General features: G+C 47.0%; 16 protein-coding genes. 4 read left to right on the top strand and 12 right to left on the bottom strand.

Annotated elements, in window-relative coordinates:
• Window position 1 precedes the first annotated feature (1 nt).
• Window positions 2-1,537: an RNA polymerase factor sigma-54 gene (locus tag THICY_RS04115; RefSeq protein WP_013835347.1), complete on the bottom strand. Its 1,536-nt coding sequence runs from the start codon at window positions 1,535-1,537 to the stop codon at window positions 2-4.
• A gap of 153 nt (window positions 1,538-1,690) precedes the next feature.
• On the opposite strand from THICY_RS04115, the gene THICY_RS04110 reads away from it, so the two are divergent.
• On the top strand, window positions 1,691-2,140 hold the full coding sequence (locus tag THICY_RS04110; RefSeq protein WP_013835346.1) for a hypothetical protein: 450 nt from the start codon (window positions 1,691-1,693) through the stop codon (window positions 2,138-2,140).
• A 116-nt stretch (window positions 2,141-2,256) separates the two neighbouring features.
• On the opposite strand, the gene xseB is transcribed toward THICY_RS04110, so the two are convergent.
• From xseB to dusA, 3 genes are read right to left on the bottom strand one after another with little or no spacing between them, the layout of a single operon-like run.
• On the bottom strand, window positions 2,257-2,481 hold the full coding sequence (gene xseB / locus THICY_RS04105; RefSeq protein WP_013835345.1) for an exodeoxyribonuclease VII small subunit: 225 nt from the start codon (window positions 2,479-2,481) through the stop codon (window positions 2,257-2,259).
• Window positions 2,482-2,494: 13 nt separating this feature from the next.
• Window positions 2,495-4,078, bottom strand: a complete 1,584-nt coding sequence (gene xseA / locus THICY_RS04100; protein WP_013835344.1) for an exodeoxyribonuclease VII large subunit — start codon at window positions 4,076-4,078, stop codon at window positions 2,495-2,497.
• Window positions 4,065-5,120, bottom strand: a complete 1,056-nt coding sequence (gene dusA, locus THICY_RS04095; protein WP_245534986.1) for a tRNA dihydrouridine(20/20a) synthase DusA — start codon at window positions 5,118-5,120, stop codon at window positions 4,065-4,067. The genes xseA and dusA overlap by 14 nt, the downstream gene beginning before the upstream one ends.
• A gap of 152 nt (window positions 5,121-5,272) precedes the next feature.
• Between dusA and THICY_RS04090 the strand changes: the two genes are divergently transcribed.
• The 3 genes from THICY_RS04090 to THICY_RS04080 are packed head-to-tail and all read left to right on the top strand — an operon-like array spanning window position 5,273 to window position 7,445.
• Window positions 5,273-5,563 carry a (2Fe-2S)-binding protein gene (locus THICY_RS04090; RefSeq protein ID WP_013835342.1) on the top strand — a complete coding sequence of 97 codons (291 nt, stop codon included), beginning with the start codon at window positions 5,273-5,275 and terminating at the stop codon, window positions 5,561-5,563.
• Window positions 5,563-6,933: a ribonuclease J gene (locus THICY_RS04085; RefSeq protein WP_013835341.1), complete on the top strand. Its 1,371-nt coding sequence runs from the start codon at window positions 5,563-5,565 to the stop codon at window positions 6,931-6,933. The genes THICY_RS04090 and THICY_RS04085 overlap by 1 nt, the downstream gene beginning before the upstream one ends.
• The gene (locus THICY_RS04080; protein ID WP_013835340.1) at window positions 6,933-7,445 is read left to right on the top strand and encodes a flavodoxin domain-containing protein; all 513 of its coding nucleotides are present in this window, start codon (window positions 6,933-6,935) and stop codon (window positions 7,443-7,445) included. The genes THICY_RS04085 and THICY_RS04080 overlap by 1 nt, the downstream gene beginning before the upstream one ends.
• Here the strand turns inward: THICY_RS04080 and mobA are convergent.
• Genes mobA through THICY_RS04040 form a run of 8 tightly spaced genes read right to left on the bottom strand, consistent with a single transcriptional unit; the run spans window position 7,414 to window position 18,521 of the window.
• A complete protein-coding gene (gene mobA, locus THICY_RS08595; protein WP_013835339.1) occupies window positions 7,414-8,055 on the bottom strand; it encodes a molybdenum cofactor guanylyltransferase in 642 nt (213 codons plus the stop codon). The two genes, THICY_RS04080 and mobA, sit on opposite strands and share 32 nt — an antisense overlap.
• On the bottom strand, window positions 8,052-9,353 hold the full coding sequence (locus THICY_RS04070; protein ID WP_013835338.1) for a molybdopterin molybdotransferase MoeA: 1,302 nt from the start codon (window positions 9,351-9,353) through the stop codon (window positions 8,052-8,054). The genes mobA and THICY_RS04070 overlap by 4 nt, the downstream gene beginning before the upstream one ends.
• Window positions 9,346-10,323, bottom strand: a complete 978-nt coding sequence (locus THICY_RS04065) for a glycosyl transferase family protein (RefSeq protein ID WP_013835337.1) — start codon at window positions 10,321-10,323, stop codon at window positions 9,346-9,348. The genes THICY_RS04070 and THICY_RS04065 overlap by 8 nt, the downstream gene beginning before the upstream one ends.
• On the bottom strand, window positions 10,316-11,740 hold the full coding sequence (gene cysG, locus THICY_RS04060) for a siroheme synthase CysG (protein WP_013835336.1): 1,425 nt from the start codon (window positions 11,738-11,740) through the stop codon (window positions 10,316-10,318). Before cysG ends, THICY_RS04065 begins: the two co-directional genes overlap by 8 nt.
• Window position 11,741: 1 nt before the next feature.
• Entirely contained in the window at window positions 11,742-14,435 is a 2,694-nt protein-coding gene (locus THICY_RS04055) for a nitrate reductase (protein ID WP_013835335.1), read from the bottom strand.
• A complete protein-coding gene (gene nirD / locus THICY_RS04050) occupies window positions 14,417-14,752 on the bottom strand; it encodes a nitrite reductase small subunit NirD (RefSeq protein ID WP_013835334.1) in 336 nt (111 codons plus the stop codon). The genes THICY_RS04055 and nirD overlap by 19 nt, the downstream gene beginning before the upstream one ends.
• An 8-nt stretch (window positions 14,753-14,760) precedes the next feature.
• A complete protein-coding gene (gene nirB, locus THICY_RS04045; RefSeq protein ID WP_013835333.1) occupies window positions 14,761-17,292 on the bottom strand; it encodes a nitrite reductase large subunit NirB in 2,532 nt (843 codons plus the stop codon).
• On the bottom strand, window positions 17,289-18,521 hold the full coding sequence (locus THICY_RS04040; protein WP_013835332.1) for an NAD(P)/FAD-dependent oxidoreductase: 1,233 nt from the start codon (window positions 18,519-18,521) through the stop codon (window positions 17,289-17,291). Before THICY_RS04040 ends, nirB begins: the two co-directional genes overlap by 4 nt.
• Window positions 18,522-18,592: the final 71 nt, after the last annotated feature.

Here is an 18,592-nt window from a genome sequence, read left to right as displayed (position 1 = left end):
GTTAGCGTAATCCTACGCGTTTTTTGCGGTCACTGGAAGAGGGGATGCCCAGCGCTTCGCGATATTTTGCAATCGTTCGTCTGGCAACATTAATATCCTTTTCACTTAATAAATCCATCAGTTTATTATCACTAATCGGCTTTTTAGGATCTTCTAGCGCGATGAGTTCTTTGATGTGGGCTTTGATGGCAATGGAAGATTGATCTTCATTACCAAATTGGCTGACACCACTCGAGAAAAAATACTTTAACTCAAAAACGCCCCTTGGGGTTTGTATATATTTTTGACTGGTTGCTCGTGATATTGTTGATTCATGCAACTCCAAAAACTCGGCAACTTCTCGCAACACCAGGGGTTGCATGGCTTGCTCACCTTCTTCAAAAAAACGATATTGGCGCTCGACAATAAAACGTCCCACGCGAAGAAGCGTTTCACCACGATGGTGAACGCTTTTAATTAAATTACGTGCTTCATTAAGCTGTTCTTTAATTTGTCTTATCGCATCTTGATCCTTAATAGAATCACTTAAATTAATATAAGCTTGATTGACCTGCAAGTTAGGAAAGGCTTTGGTATTGAGCTCTACTAACCATCCTTGGGCACGACGTTTAAGTATCAAATCTGGAATAATCACTTCAGATTCAGTGCTTGCAAACTGACGGCCAGGTCGAGGATCTAATGATTGAATTAGCGCTATCAAGGTTTCTAGTTGGGCATCTGTGAGACCATAACTTTTCTTAATGCGTTTAAAATCGTGATAAGTTAGCCAATCAAAATGGCGTTGAATTAACTGCATCGCGGTAACATGAAAAGGAGTTTGCTTTTGTGCTTTTAACTGTAGAACCAAGCACTCCGCGAGATCACGCGCCCCCACACCGGTCGGCTCAAACTGTTGAATAACCGCCAAAACAGCTTCGAGGTCTCGCAAACACAGCGACGCATTTTCTAGCTGACCTTGTAGTTGCATGAGCATATCACCCAAGGGCGTTCGTAAATAGCCTTCATCATCAATTTCATCAATCAAATAGGAGGCAATGTAAGCTTCAATGTCAGATGACCAAGCATAAGTATCAGTCTGCCAGGTTAGGTGATTATGCAAGCTTGTATGCGCTGCGGTGTAGTTTTCGGGCGCAATAAACTCATTATTATCACGAGTAACCGAGCAGGGAGAATCATTCGCCATTTGACGGTCGGCATAAATATCTTCCCAGGCATAATCGGTACTGAATGCATCATCATTAGCACTCGTGTTGTTTTGTAAATCGAGGTCAGCTGGTTCGCTATAATCACTATCGTTTGGGTCTTTATCTGCGTTGCCATTGTCATTGCGAGAAGCGATATCTTGCTCATAGTCTGTTTCAAAGTCAATGGAGTCCTCTTCAGCTACTTCAAGCATAAAATTACTTTCCAACGTAGTTGCAATCGTTTGCTGTAATTCTAGGGCTGAGTACTGCAAAATCTTTATTGATTGCTGTAACTGTGGCGTTAACCTAAGCTGTTGGCCAATGTTTATTTGTAAACCTGGCATCATGGCCATTAAATCTGTCTCCTCAGCAGAACATCATGTTTTGTAATTTTTGTATATTTTACCAAGAACACTAACACTTTAGTTAAACTCTAAGTCAATTTAACGCAAGCCCGATATTTATGGCTATAATAACAAATAGTAGCAAACAAAAAGGAGACTAGAATGAGTGTGAGCACAAAACAACAAGCCGCTGAAATGATTAACAATTTACCCGATAATGCGAATTGGGATGATGTCGTCAAAAGCTTAATAAAACAGCGTAGGTTAAGCTTTGGGATGTCTGATGCTGAATTACTCGCTGAGGGTGAGTTAACTGATGCGGAAGTCAGTGCCATTGTTTCACGTTTAGAAACTAGTCGTAGCTTACAAGATGATATGCGTAATACTAAGAGCTATAAACCTGGTAATGCGACCACTTTAGGGATGATTGCCGGTATTATTGCAATTTTCTTTGCATTTGTGATGCCACCCATTTCATGGATTGGTGCCGTATTGGCGGTGGTAGCTGGGGGCATTGGTTTGTCGCGTGGTGAAGAGAAAGCTTGGATTCCATTGTTAATGGCGTTTATTTCTGTGTTTGCGTATTTTGTTGTCTTTAACCAGATGGGTTAGTAGTACAAAACGGCAATAGTTGAAAAGCGTAAAGCGGTAATAGGATGTCTATCTACCGCTTTTTTTAGATGATCGAGTGTTCGCATAATGTATATTATGTTAAATTCAATATTGATCTACTTATCACCCTGATCTTCCTGCTCAATCCGTTGACTTAAAGCCGCTTCAACCGCATCTAAGCGAGATTTACATAGTTGGTAAGCTTTGCTCGCCTCATCGACCATCGGCACTAACTGATCAATATCAACCGCATCGGATTGGCTCAACTGTTGAGCGATTTCTTGTAAACGTGCATAGTTATCTTTAAAACTTTGGGCTTCTTTATTATTTTTCGTCGTCATAAATTACTCCTAATTAATCTTTATTCGTCTGTAGGTTCACGCTAACCAATCCATCGGCAAATTCAAGATCAAACTGCTGAGCTTGTTGGGCTGCTTTAGCAGTTAAGATGGGTTGTCCATTAGCGGTTTTTGCCAAGGCAAAGCCCCGTTTTAATTGAGTTTGTGGTCCGGCACTTAAAATAAACCCAATCCACTGCTGACAGGCATGACGTTGTTGTCTTACTTGTTGCAGGGCTTGCGTGTTCAATTGCTGGTGCCAATTCGCCAATTGAATTTTAAGGGGCTGAATCGGTCGCCAGGCCTGCTGGCGCATTTGGGTCATGTGGTTATCAAGCTGAATGCGTACCACGTTAATTTGACGCAAACTGGTATAGTGAATCTGTTGATATAACGGGGTTAACTGTTGTTGCCAATGGCTAATTTGTCGAGTCTGCTGAAAATTAACCTGTTGTTTTAATTGATTTAAATGCGATTTTGCTTGTTGTAACTGCATCAAACTGGTTTGTTGAATCTGCTGCCAGGCCTGGTTCGTCTGTTTGGCTGAATGCACGAGTTGTTGGCAAATAGCCGCAATCACCTTACTCGGTGTATCAAAACGACGATTCGCCACTTCATCCAAGATGGTGTTATCCCGTTCGTGACCAATCCCTGTAAAAACCGGTAAAGGCGCTTGTGCAATTAAACTTGCCAATGACCAGGTGTTCAGTGGGTTAAGATCCAATTTAGCGCCGCCACCGCGAATAATGACCAACGCATCAAAAGCCTGATACTTGTGGCGTGCGATAACCGCTTCAAATGCCGTAGCCAGTTCCTCAGCGGTATTTTCACCTTGAAAACTGCTATAAAAATAACTGAATTCACAAAGCTGATGCTTAGCGAGATGATCGGCTTCGGTTCTAAAATCCCCTAACCCAGCGGCTTTCGGTGGTGCAATCACCGCTATTCGAAAAAAATCACTCGGCCAAGCAAAGCGCTTGTTGTGTTGATAGATGCCCTGCTTAATTAAGGCTTGTCGAATCGCAATCAGATTGGCTTCAATAGCACCTAAAGTAAAACTCGGATCAATACCCACAATGACCAATGAAAAACCGAAGCGTTCATGAAAATTAACCTGCACCTGAACCAACACCTGTTGACCATCGGCCAAGGAACTGCCGGTTACCTGCTCAAATGACGCTAATAATGAGTCGGCTTGAGAAGCCCAAATCATCGCACGACAACTGGCCAAACTTTGCCCCTGGTCATTGGTTTCGCTCAATTCTAAATACCAATGCCCTCTTCGCTCAGATAAATTGGCAATCTCGGCCTTAACCCACAAAGGCTGATTAAAGCTGAGCTGCAATTGTTGCTGCACTTGACCGAGCAGTTCGCTCAGGCTAAGGGCAGATTGATCTTTCGCATCGACGGAATCGACAGCAACAGGTGTTGGAACCAGCCCTGCCCCCAATAACTGACCGGTTGGCAACCAGGCCTGGAAAGGCGTTAAATCTTTATGTTCTGCTTCTGGTAAATACCACTTTTTCTTTAAGGGATCCCAACGCGCGCCCAAAGACTTGGCCTGTTCTTTTTGGGCAAAAGGTACTTCAAGATACAGCACGCCGCGCCTCCTGTTCCGCCATCCGCTCGGTTTCTATTTGCACTCGTTGATAAGCCTGTTGCAAAACCTCAATACCCGCATTAGGCAAGCAGGCCTGCTCGGATAAGCTCCGTCGCCATAAGCGTCCGCCAGGACAGCCGTGAAATAAGCCCATCATATGCCGAGTAATATGATTTAAGCGACCGCCGTTTTGCAAGTGCTGTTCAATATAAGGATAGATGGCCATTAAAACGTCACCGCGTGATAAAGCCGGACGCTGATCAGCATAAAATTCACCATCGACATCGGCCAGCAGATAAGGATTTTCATAAATCGCCCGTCCCATCATCACGCCATCGACGCCAACCAAGCCATCACATTCACATAAATGTGACTGGGCATCGGCTAGAGTTTTTAAACCACCATTGATACTAATCGCTAACTGGGGAAAATCCGCTTTAATTTGATGAACCCAGGTGTAGTTGAGGGGTGGCACATCGCGATTTTCCTTTGGCGATAAGCCTTGTAGCCAGGCTTTACGTGCATGAATGATCACCCCATCGACACCGGCCGCTACCAGGCCTGCTATAAATGCCGCTAAGGTTTGATAATCTTCTTGATCATCAATCCCAATCCGACATTTCACGGTCACCGGAATCGTCACTGCGTCCTTCATCGCAGCAACACCGTCAGCGACTAAAGCCGGATGCGCCATTAAACAGGCACCAATGAGATTATTCTGCACCCGATCACTGGGACAGCCGACATTCAGGTTAATTTCGTTATAGCCCCACTCTTCTCCCAGCTTAGCGCACTGAGCCAGTTCGTCAGGTTTTGATCCCCCCAACTGCAATACCACGGGCTTGTCAGCCGGATCGCGACCAATAAAACGCGGTAAATTATTGCCATAAATCATCGCTCCAGTGGTCACCATTTCAGAATAGAGCCACGCCTGCTGAGTCATTAAACGATGAAAATAACGGCAATGGCGATCCGTCCAATCGAGCATGGGCGCCACCGAGAATCCGTTGGCGCTGTTTGAATAAGAAGATGATAGTGTCACAAGGTTCTCAATAGTTCTCGTAATTAACAAGCTGGTTCCATTATAAACAAGTTGATTGCGCATAAAAGATCACTATTGCTAGTTTTTATCGCCATTTTTTGAGTGGAGTTCGTATAATAATTGCAATTTAAACCGAGTCATTGAGTAGGTTAATGCGACCGCACCGTTTTGACAGTATTGAATACGATTTTAGCCAACTGGCGAATCGCTTCACTTATGAGGAATTAATCGCGCATCTTCCAGAAATCCTGACTCGAGATCTGGACGATAACCTCTGTGTCTGTAATAGTATTGCCAAAAAACGCGTCATCCGAGCCATGCACGAAGGTGCCGGCTCAATGGCACAAATTCGCGAAGCTTGCATGGCGGGCGATGGTACTGGCTGTTGCAAATTACAACTAAAACACCTACTCGATGCCATCCAAAAACTAAAAGACGCTTAATGAACCCAAGCACACCCTTGTTACAGCTCCCCATTCCCAATCCGCGTGATTTTTGGTGCCTACCTTTAGGTGGCGTTGGTGAAATCGGCCAAAATATGATGCTCTATGGTCATGATGGTCATTATCTTATGGTCGATTGCGGCCTAGGCTTTGAGCCGATTAAGGGCTCAAGTATGCAATTTCAGCGGGTGATTGCTAACCCTGCCCCCTTAATGCCCTTCATCAGCAAGCTCAGTGGCATTGTCATTACCCACGGGCACGAAGACCATATTGGAGCGCTGGTACACTTGTGGCCCAAACTGCGCAAACCTATCTATGCCAGTCCGTTTGCGATGGCACTCATTCGGCGCAAATTTGCCGAAGCCGAATTATTGGATAAGGTGGAGCTGATCACCATTACACCCCATCAACACTACCAAATTGGGCCTTTCAATGTTAATTGGTTGCAGGTGACTCATTCGATTCCCCAATCACACAGCTTGGTTATCAACACGCCTTTAGGTTATGTATTACACACCGGTGACTGGAAAATTGACGCGAAACCCTTGGTGGATCAACCATTTAATCTGGCGGCTTTTAAAGACCTCGCCGGCCAAGATTTATTAGCGGTGGTAGCTGATTCAACCAATGCGATCAAGCCCGGTCAGACCGCCTCTGAAAGCGCCTGCTTCCCCGATCTATTAAAGCTGGTGCAAAACCAACCCGGTCGGGTGGTGGTGAGTTGTTTCAGTAGCAATATTGCCCGTCTAATTACCCTCGCCCGCGTTGCCAAAGCCAGTGGTCGCTTTTTTGCCCTAGCTGGGCGGGCGCTCGAAAATATGGTCGCCACCGCTCGTCAGTTGGGCTATTGGCCACAGGAGTTACAACCGATTGCGCTCAAAGATTTAGGCTATTTACCTAAAGATGAAGTGCTGTTAGTGACGACGGGTTCGCAAGGTGAACCTAACGCAGGTTTATGGCGGTTAGCCAAACAACAACATCGATTTTTAGAGTTGGATCCAGGTGACACCGTGATTTTCAGTGCGATTCGGATTCCCGATAACATCACCCGCATTCGTCAGTTAGAGCGGGCACTGATTCGATTACAACTGACCGTGATCCATGCCGAAGATCATCCGGAGCTTCATTTGCATGTTTCGGGTCACCCCCGTCAGGGCGATATGATTAAGCTCTACGAAGCCCTGCAACCCCCATTACTCATTCCAGTGCATGGCGAAGCGGAACATTTGAAGGCTCATAGTCATTTAGCCGAAAACTTGGGAATTCCGGTGTTACAAGGCGAGAACGGCGACCTATTCCGCTTTAAACCCTTTGTAAGCCTTGATAATCAGAAAGTTGCCACCGGCGTGCTCATTTTGGATGATGACTAATGCTAAGTTGGTTGAAACGCTTTAAATCGCCAACGCCGGTTTTAACACCTGCATTAGCAGGTCTGCAACAAGCAGACTGGTTGATTGTCTATGCCTCTCAATCCGGTAAAGCCAAAAAATTGGCTGAACAAACGGCCGAACAACTAGCACCAGCCAAGGTAGCCTTGATCAATTTAGGTGAGCTAAAGCCGGCTGACCTGGTATTTTTTAAGCGTATTTTATTCATTGTCGCAACATTTGGGGATGGTCGCGCCCCTGATCCAGCACTCCCCTTTGCCAAAAAAATGTCAAAAGCTCATTTGGATTTATCCCAGCTAAATTACGGGCTAATGGGCCTCGGTAATCGCCAATATGATGTGTTTTGTGCGTTTGGAAAATCACTCGATACTTGGTTGGTGGCACAGCAGGCTCAGCCGCTTTTTGAATCGATTTGGGTAGATCAAATGGATAAACAGGCTGTTTCTGAATGGTTTGAAGCTATTAGCCAGCAATGCGGTCCTGGTCACTTATAGTAGCCAAGTCAGCAAGGTTATTCAGATTAATCGGCGCTGTGCCGGTTACATTATGCTGAATGCTATGCTGGGGATAGTTAGCGACCATAGCATTTGACCAGATTTTGACAGCTCGACCTCCAGATTGTAAATAATCGCGTAATTCAGCTGATAATTCACTAGCGACCGCCAAATGCAAAGGTTCTAACTGGCCTTGATAAAAGCTTTGCACTAATTGGGGTTGATACTGTGCGACTAAATTTTGCAAATCCTTGAAGTAATTTGTCGGTACAGATGGCACATCAACCGGCCAGCACACCCAGTTATCTGCCAGCCCCGATTCCATGCCGCCCAATAAGCCCACCAATGGCCCGGCATAATCGAGTGCCATCACTTCAGAATCGGCGATAACAGGACAGCCTAACTGGTGATAGCGACTTAGGTTACGATTGGCACTTATCACAACAGGACCGTCAAATTCAGCTTGAACATCCGCCAATAGCCGTTCAATTAAATAACGCCCTTGATACTCAATCCAGCCTTTATCTTGCCCGCCCATGCGCTGGCCTCGCCCGCCAGCCAAAATCACAACACCAATCCGAGCAGGCCTGCTTACACTATTTGAAATCATACCAACCCTAGCGCACGAAAGGGTAAATAGCGTAACCTTCGCCCCGATTGAAACGTTTGATGAGGCGGAATTTGCACCCAACCATCGGCTTGGCAGAGACTAAACAGATGGCTAGCACCCTGCTCGACCAACGGAATAATGCCATCGGACGTTTCTTGCACCAACAACCATTGCATCTTCTGCTGAGGTACCGGCCATTCAAATGCGGCTGGCTGATTTTGAAACTCTAACCGACGTGCTGGCTCGTTGGTTGCCATTAGATTATGAATAACGCGATGCCCAATTAATGCCATCGACACCATGGCCGCGACCGGATTACCAGGTAAAGCGATTAACCAGGCCTGGTGCTCGGCGCTTATTTGGTTGCGTGCCAGACTAAAGGGTTTTGCAGGTTTCATGTTAATTTGCCAGGCATAGGATTCAGTCCAATCGGATAGCGCAGGACGAATCCAATCTCGCTTACCTACGGATGCCCCACCACTGGTAATGATCACATCATAGACTTGAGCTTGTGCCTTCAAAAAATCAGCAAGTTGGATAAACTTATCCGGTAAGCAGGCCTGGTCACTATCTAAACCCCACTCTGTTTGCAACCAAGCGGACAGCGTAACGGCATTGACATCATAATGTTGCCCTTGCTGACAGGATTCACCAAGTGGCACCAGTTCATTGCCATTAGACAAAATTAGCACCTTCAGCGGCTTTATAACCGTTACTGCATTGATACCGGCTGATGCTAGCAACCCAAGCGCCCTAGCGTGCAACATCTGGCCTTTTTTGACCAATAATTGACCAGGCTTTAAATCACTACCAACGGATTTAACGTTCCAACCCGCAGGCCAATCTTCAATGACAAGTTGTTTATTGGTATTGAATCTTGCCTGTTCAATCGGTACCACAGCATTGGCGCCCAAGGGCATTAGCGCACCGGTAGCAATGGGCATGGCACAACCCTCTGCTAATGTTTGCAACGGATCGCCGGCCCAGCAAGCCCCAACCACTTTTAGGCTGGCAAATTTATTAGCTGATAGGCTATTAAGTGCAAAACCGTCCATGGCACTGGACGCGTGTACGGGTAGCGCATGATTGGCAATATAATCTTGTGCTAAAACCCTTTTATTGGCGGCATAAAGGGGAATCGTCTCGGTTTTTATTCTCGGCAGCACGAGTCGATCAATTTGCTCAATTAGGGCATCATAGTCAATCGACTCAAAACCGGAGGATTTACAGCTTGGTTTGTTAGCAGCCAAGTTAAGCTGAGTGGATTCACAAATTTTCGTTTGAACGGAATTAGACATATCGTTGCTCCCAGGCCGACTTTACGCGTGATACAGCGGTTGCATAATCCGCTGACTCTAAGCCCATTAAGGCGACCGCTGCCGTTGCGATAATCGCAGCCTGCCCATAAACATCCTGCTTTTTGCCCAACCACAAGGCGTGCATATCTGCCAAACTCCAAGCATCAGGTCGCTCCTGGCGTTCGATTAATGCCGTCAGCTTTTGCTCTAATAGCGCGTTATTTTGCCAAGCATAAACAGTCGATAATGCATCGGGGCGCATTTCCGCTTCACCGCCTTCGCCTTTAAAAACGAAATTGGTGCCATAACCCATTGCTTGCGAAGTTTGCAAATGTAACTGTTCAACGCCCTTATGGAAAATCCCTTGCATGGCTACCGGTGCATTAAGAGGGTTGAGCAATTTTACGGCGGTATTAAACACGGTTCGAACACCAATTTCTTCTTTTAAATGCAAAATAGCACGCAAGGGTTCGGCAAACTGGGTTAAGGGCAAATAAACCAATTGCGGTGTTGCTAATAGCTGATGTGCATGGTTAATAGACGTGGCAATCGGCACCTCGAGTTCGGTTAAGAAGGCTTGCGCATAATGACGATTCGCAAACTGGCCTTGGTCACCGTGCAGTAAAATACCATATCCCATAGCGGCCAATAATTTCAGGCTTAACAAGTAATAAGGCGGGTAGCGCCATTTACCGGCATAGGCCGCCCAATCTAAATGCAAACCACTTGGGCAGGCCTGGTTATCTAAACCAAAAGACTGGCGAGCGCCTCTCACAAACCCAATTAACTCATCCGGTGTTTCGCCATTCGCACGCATCAGTAACAAAAACGCCCCAAGTTGTTTATTCGTCACCTCGCCCGCCAAAATCATCGCCAACGCCTGCTCCGCTTCGGCTTGCGTTAGTGGACGGCGGGTTTTTGGACCTTTGCCGAGGATACGTAAGAATTCAGCAAAAGGATGATCAGCCATAGCGCACCGCCTGTTCTGGCGCAGACGTTTGCATGGCCAGCGTCGCCATATCAATACACACGCTCGGTTCAACACATTGAACCACTCGGCCAATGATCATTAAAGCTGGAGCTTGAATGCCTGCTAAGGCAACCTGCTCGGTCGCTTGATCTAGATCGGTTACCAACACCCTTTGATTAGAGCGTGTTCCGTTTTCAATGATAGCCATCGGTGTCGCAGGATCCATGCCGTGATCGATTAACTGCTGGGTGATAATCTCAACATTACTCAGCCCCATATAAATTACTAAGGTTTGATTTGGATCAACCAAACAATCCCAGTCTAAATCGACAATACCTTGGCGCGTATGACCGGTGACCAGCTTGACCGATTGCGCAAACTCACGATGGGTTAGCGGAATACCGGTCGAAGCCGCAATCCCCGATGCCGATGAAATTCCTGGCACCACCGTACAGGTTACCCCGTGCTCACGCAACAAGGCTTGTTCTTCGGCACCCCGGCCAAAAATATAAGGGTCGCCACCTTTTAAGCGAATCACCTTTTTGCCTTGCTTCGCCAAATCAACCAGCAATTGATTAATCTGATCTTGCGGCAAGGTGTGATTCGACATGGCTTTGCCCACATAAATTCGTTCCGCTTCTCGGCGCGTTAAATTGATAATATCCTCCGACACCAAACGGTCATAGACAATCACATCAGCGGTTTGCAAAATGCGCAGGGCTTTAATAGTTAATAAATCAGGATCTCCCGGTCCCGCCCCAACTAAAAACACTTCGCCGGTAGGCGTGGCATGGCCTGCAAAGGCTTGGGCGCAAATTTGTCTTGCCTCATCCCAGCGACCTTCTAGGGCGGTTTGATAAAACGCACTGTTTAATAGATTTTGCCAAAAATGCTTGCGCTCCTCTTCCTCAATCAGCGGATTGTATTGCTGTCGCAATTGGCGCAGTAATAGCGCCACTTCACCCAAGCGTGTTGGTAAAGCTTGCTCTAATTGCACGCGTAAATGACGTGCAAAGGTGGGCGAACGCCCGCCTGTAGACACCGCCACCGTAATCGGGCCGCGTTGTAAAATACTGGGAAGAATGTAATCGCACAACTTGGTTTGGTCAGCAATATTCACCGCGATGCCTAACTCGGTAGCTGAGGCATGCACCGCTTCATTGACAGCCTGATCATCAGTGGCAGCCAACACTAACTTTGCACCAATCAGTAAGCCCGGCTCAAATACGCAAGGCTGCCAGCTCACTAAGCCTGCTTGATGCATCCGTGCCATTTCGCCCTTCAGTTCTGGAGAGATAATTTCAACCTTGGCGCCCGCTTGGATAAATAAATCCGATTTACGAGCAGCAATCGTGCCGCCGCCAATCACGCAGACTTTTTCACCTTTTAAACGCATAAAAATTGGTAAATAATCCATCTCAGCCTCCTTGGGCGATCAACGCTTTTAATTCAGGGATACAGGAGCCACAATTGGTCCCGGCACCGGTTTTTTCGCCCAATTTGTCAAGCGTTGCGCCACCTTCTTTAATGGCGTCACAAAGGGTCTTTTCACCCACTTGAAAACAACTGCAAATCGTTGCGCCGGCATCGACCTTATCAACGGCCAAGCCACTTAATAATCCGTAGCGGTCGCTGTCATTTAATAAGGTTTGATTCAATAAACTACTCACCCAGTCATAAGGTGGCTGTAAACGCAGATTCGGTGCCACAAACAACGCGGCTACTAACCCGTCCTGCAGGTCCAACCAAGCAAAACGAACAACACCCAGTGCCTCATCCTCAAAACACAAGTCAGGTTCATTAAGCTGAGGCTGGTTAGATTGCCAAGTTGATAAGTCAAAGCCTTGGGTATCGGCTAAATGCCAAAACACACCATTTTCTTTTGGAACCTTGACCCAATAACCGAGGTTTTCTGCAGGTTGCCAATCAAAATCTTTGGTCCAATAGCCAGCACGAAATGCCGCTGGCCAGGCCGTAATATTCACCACCGCATGCTTACTTTCAGGCTGTCCTGATAAAGGGTCAGTATGGGCGGGAATTAATCGATCTACTCGACCATGTTTGGCATAAACGCCGGTCCAGTGCATAGGTACAAACACCTGTCCCTTCACGAGACCTGTATCACATTCAACCGGTAAAATCAGTTTGCCAAGGCGGGAGGTGACCATAGCTAAATCACCTGTAACTAAGCCGCATTGTTGTGCATCATCCGGATGCATACTTAATCGTGGTTCATCACGATGTTGCAGCAGTTTTGGCGTTTTTGCCGTTCGCGTCATAGTGTGCCACTGGTCACGATAACGCCCGGTATTTAATACAAACGGATAATCATTTGAGGGAGATTCTTTGGGTAACTGCGGGGTAATTGCGATAAATTTGGCGCGTCGATTAGGAGTAAAAAACTGACCATCCTCAAACAGGCGTTTTAGTCCGTTGGGGTAATCTGCCGTCACCGGCCATTGAATGGGTTGCAGGTTTTGATACTCCGGTTCAGTCAACGATTGCAAACCCGATAAATCAAAATCACGACGACTCAACAAACCATCATTCTCAAAAGCCGACAAGGCCACATGTTCCTTAAAAACACCAAAGGGCGAGACATAGTTAAACGCCTGTTCAAAGCCCATTTTTTGCGCCACCTGACAAATCCACCACCAATCAGGTTTGGCTTGACCAGGTGCGGATAAAAACGCACGCTGGCGCGAAATTGTGCGATCCGAATTGGTCACCGTGCCATCTTTCTCACCCCAAGCGGCGGCTGGCAAGAGGATATTGGCACAACGCGTGGTATCGGTATCGGCCACCGCATCAGAGACCACTACGCAAGCACATTTTTCGAGTGCGCGCCTTACAAAATCGGCATCCGGCATAGTCACCACCGGATTGGTGTGCATAATCCAAATCGCTTTGACTTTGCCAGCATCCACCGCTTGAAACAAATCCACCGCTTTTAAACCATTTTGCTGCGCCATGTTTTCAGCTTGCCAAAATCGCTCAACCCGATCAATGGCAGCTGGATCATTAAAATCCATATGCGCGGCCAGTTGATTGGCCAAACCACCTACTTCACGCCCGCCCATGGCATTGGGTTGACCAGTAATCGAAAAAGGGCCTGCGCCTGGCTTGCCAATTCGCCCCGTAGCTAGGTGCACATTAATAATGGCATTCGATTTATCAACGCCAGACGAAGATTGATTCACGCCCTGAGAATAAAAAGTCACCGTGCGTGGCGTTTGTGCAAACCACGCAAAAAATTTATTTAAATCGGATTCGCTAACGCCACAATCCGCAGCTAAAACGGCAAGATCGGTGTCGGCGGTTGCCTCAGCTTGAGCTAGCGCCAACACAAAGCCTTCGGTGTGCTCAATAATAAATCGCGCATCAAGGCAATCCTGTTTGGCAAGATAGGCCAATAACCCATTGAAAAGTAATGCATCAGTACCCGGTTTGATCGCTAAATGTAAATCAGCTAAATCACAGGTAGCGGTACGTCTTGGGTCAATAACCACCACTTTTTTATGCGGATTATCACGTTTAGCTTGGGTCATTTTTTGATACAAAATCGGATGCGCCCAAGCGGCATTCGAGCCGACCAACACTAATAAATCGGCAAGCGCCAAATCTTCATAACTGCAAGGCACAGCATCGGCACCAAAGGCACGCTTGTAACCGACCACCGCCGACGCCATACACAAGCGTGAATTCGTATCAATGTTGGCGGTACCCATAAAGCCTTTGATCAACTTATTGGCGACATAATAATCTTCAGTCAGCAACTGCCCAGAAACATAAAAGGCCACCGCATCGGGACCATGTTCGGCAATCACTTGCTTAAATTCGTCGGCTATGCGAGTGCAGGCTTGGTCAATAGAGACAGCAACACCATTAATCTGCGGTTCAAGCAAGCGTCCACGACTATCCAGTGTTTCAGCTAAGGCGCTACCCTTAACACACAGCTTACCGGCATTGGCTGGGTGTTGTTGGTCGCCACGACATAACCAGGCCTGGTTGTTACGCTGCATCTCAACCCCACAGCCCACTCCACAATAGGGGCAGGTTGTGTTGATGAGTGTCGCATCAGCAGGCCTGGTGGCTAAGGCTGCGCGACCCATACCGCCTCCTCACCCATAGCACCCCGAATGTCTACTGGATAGGTTTTTAATCGTACCGCTGGGTTTTCTAAACATTCGCCCGTGGCTAAATCATAGTGTTCTTTGTAAAGCGGTGAAGCCACTACCAGCTGACCTTTGATGCTTCCCACGATTCCACGCGACATGACACTGGCTTGGCCAATCGGGTCAAAGTTATCCAACGCGTATACTCGATCTCTTACATAAAACAGGGCAATTGGGATGCTATCTAGTAATGCAGGAACGCCCGCATCTTCAATTAAATCAGTAAGTTGGCATATCTTTTTAAAGTCTGACATACAACCTCCTACACCAATTCCAAGGCGATCGATTCCAATCGCTCTTGCGCGGTAGCTGGTCGTAATTGCCCACGTTCACGTACATAAACTTGATTCGGATCGCGTTCATCAGCATTGACAAAGTTATAAAATAATTTGGCTTTTTCAGGATCTTCCACAGCGCGTTTCCAGTCACATTCATAACTATCAATCAACGCTTGCATTTGTTCCTCAAGCTGGGCGGCAATCCCCAGTGAGTCGTCAATAACGACCTGTTGCACATAGGCTAGTCCGCCTTCGAGGTTTTCTAGCCAGGTCGAAGTGCGCTGCAAACGATCCGCGGTTTGGATATAAAACATAATAAAGCGATCGATGTATTTAAAGAGCGTTTCACGGTCGAGACCCACCGCAAATAAATCGGCATGGCGTGGTTTCATACCGCCGTTACCACAGACAAACAGATTCCAGCCATTTTCAGTCGCGATAACCCCAACATCTTTAGCTTGGGCTTCGGCACATTCACGCGTACAGCCTGACACACCCATTTTAAATTTATGCGGTGCGCGTACGCCTTTGTAGCGGTTCTCAATATCAATCGCCAGTTGAACCGAATCATCAATGCCATAACGACACCAGGTCGATCCAACGCAGGATTTAACCGTACGTAATGCCTTCGCATAGGCTTGGCCTGATTCAAAACCACCCGCAATTAACCGCGACCAAATAGCCGGAAGGTCACTTAATTGCGCACCAAATAACACAATACGTTGGCCACCATTAATTTTGGTATACAGGTTATAGTCGGTCGCAACCTGCCCCAACAAAACCAGTTTTTGTGGCGTAATTTCGCCACCGGGTACGCGCGGAATCACCGAATAGGTACCATCTTTTTGCATATTGCCTAAGTAGCGGTCATTGGTGTCTTGTAGTGGAATGTTTTTCTTATCAAAGGCATAGGCATTCCATACCGAACCTAAAATGGACGCCACGGCGGGTTTACAAACTTCACACCCATCACCTTCACCATGTGCGGCCAGTAATTCATCAAAGCTTTGGTAGCCATTGACCCGCACTAGGTGATAGAGCTCTTGACGCGTATAGGGGAAGTGTTCACAGATGGCTTTTGATACTGCAACACCGCGTTTTTCCAGCTCATTATTAAGGACGCTAGTAATTAGTTGCGTACATCCGCCACACCCAGTACAGGCTTGAGTACAGGCTTTAATGTCGGCTAGATTAGCGGCGCCATTATCTAGGGCGGTAATGAGGTCTTGTTTGGAAACATCGTAGCAAGAACAAAGCTGGGCGGTTAGCGGCAAGGCATCTGGACCTAAGCCAACTTTTTCACCCGAAAATGATGGCAAAATTAATTGTTCTGGGTGCTCCGGCAGGGCCATATCATTAAGCTTGAGTTGCAGCAGGTTGCCATAATCTTCGGTATCCCCTACTAACACAGCGCCTAAGAGTTTTTTACCGTCCGACGATACCACCAGCTTTTTATAAATTTCTTGCGGACCGTTTTCATAGATATAGGATTTGGCATCTTCATCCGTACCATGTGGGTCACCAATCGAGGCAACATCAACTCCCATGAGCTTAAGCTTGGTGGACATATCCGCGCCAACAAACTGTGCCGGCTTATGATTCAACTGATCAACCACGGCTTGTGCCATCGCATAACCTGGCGCCACTAACCCATAAATCATGCCTTCATGTAAAGCACATTCACCAATCGCATAGATATGTGGATCAGAGGTTAAACACTGATTATTGATGACAATACCGCCACGGGGTCCTTTCACCAGACCTGCGACATCGGCTAATTCATCGCGAGGACGAATACCGGCTGAGAATAATACAAAATCCGTTTCTAATGATTCGCCGTCGGCAAACACCAAGCGATGCCGCGACTGTTTGCCATCTTCAATGACCTGGGTGGCTTTAGAGGTATGCACGCCAACGCCTAATTGCATTATTTTGCGTTTTAGAACAGCCGCGCCGCCCTCGTCCAACTGGACAGGCATAAGCCGTGGCGCAAACTCCACTACATGACTTTCTAACCCCAAATCAACCAAGGCTTTGGCGGCTTCGAGCCCTAATAAACCACCGCCAATTACCACGCCCGTTTTCGAGGTTTGTGCCGCCGTTTTCATAGCTTCTAAATCTTCAATGGTACGATAGACCAAGCAGGCTTCGCGGTCATTCCCCGGAATCGGTGGCACGAACGCGTAAGAGCCGGTAGCTAAGACTAACACATCGTAATCCATAACCAGGCCTGCCTGAGTGGTTATCGTTTTAGCCGCATTATCAACACCAACCACTTTTTCATTTAAACGGATATCAATGCCGTTTTCGGCATAAAAACCCACGGGTACTAACGACAAGTCCTCGGCCGTTTTGCCCGAGAAATATGAGGATAAATGCACCCGGTCATAAGCCACGCGGGATTCTTCACCAAATACGGTAACATTAAAATCATGGAAGCCTGCCGACTTTACCATGCGTTCTAAAAAGGCATGACCAACCATGCCATTGCCGACTACCACTAATTTTGTTTTCATGCTGCTATCCTCTCAAAATAGGCCTGGCCAAATAACAAGGCACTGCGCTGTTGTGCTGCAACCTGCGTCTGTTGTTGATACAGGTCAAACAACCAATTGGCGTCTTGGGTGTTACCTAATAAAATGGCACTGGCGATACGCCCCTCGACCAACACCAGCTTGCGATAAATACCTTGGGTCGGATCTTGAAATACCAAATGATCCCCTTGTTGATTAGGTTCACCAAACGAAAACACCTCAACCCCCGATACTTTCAAGCGCGTAGCACTTAATTGATGTGCAAATGGCTGGGTTGGCTTATGCATTAACTGATCGGCCAAAATACTGGCTTGGCGATAAATGGGCGCAACAAGGCCAAAGGTTTGCTGTTCAAACTCACAACACTCACCTAACGCAAAAACACCTGCTGCCGAGGTTTGTAATTCACCATCAACCACAATCCCTTTGTTAACCAGCAGGCCTGCTTGGTTGGCCAGCGCGGTGTTAGGCACAATGCCCACTGCCATAACAATCGCTTTCGCTGAGAGCTCTTCACCTTTATTAAGACGAACGCCGGCCACCTCTGTACCACCGTGTATCTCATCAAGTTGACGATTCAGCACAAACTGAATCCCTTGTTTCTGCAAGGATCTTTGGAGTTGTTGGCCAGCATTGAAATCGAGCTGCTGGCTTAAAATACGATCTGAACGATGAACAACCGTTACCAGATGACCCTGCATGACTAAACCATAAGCCGCTTCTAAACCTAGCAGGCCTGCGCCTACGACCAACACGGGTCGAGAGTCATTAACATCAATCGATTGCAGTGCCTTGGCATCGGCACAATCACGAAAACAATAGGTACCGGGAATTTTGGCCCCAGGTATGTTTAACCGCTGAGCATTAGAACCCGTAGCGATAACGCAATAATCATAGGCAAGCACGTCACCACTAGCGGTGGTAACACAACGGCATATTGGGTCTAACTCGGTTACCTGACAACCCAAACGCATCTTAATACCCTGCTGATCAAACCAGGTCTGGTTGTGACTGGTGATGCTGTCCAAGGTTTTTTCACCACTGAGCACATAAGACAATAAGATACGGTTATAGCCAGCTGTTGATTCGCCACTTAATACTTCAATGGCATAGTGTTGCGTAGCATGGCGTTTAACCAGCTCATCGAGCAATCGCATGCTGGCCATGCCCAGGCCAATAATGATGAGTCTAGGTTTTTTGGCGTATTGCATTACGCCCTCCTTTTTTCAAAAACAAAAAAAGGCGTCCATTAATCCCGCATAGTGCGAAATTAATGGACGCC

Origin of the sequence: Thiomicrospira cyclica ALM1, from assembly GCF_000214825.1 — a bacterium.
GTDB classification, from domain to species: Bacteria; Pseudomonadota; Gammaproteobacteria; order Thiomicrospirales; family Thiomicrospiraceae; genus Thiomicrospira; species Thiomicrospira cyclica.
Note: the sequence above shows the minus strand (reverse complement) of the source record. Positions and strands in the feature narration are given on the sequence as shown.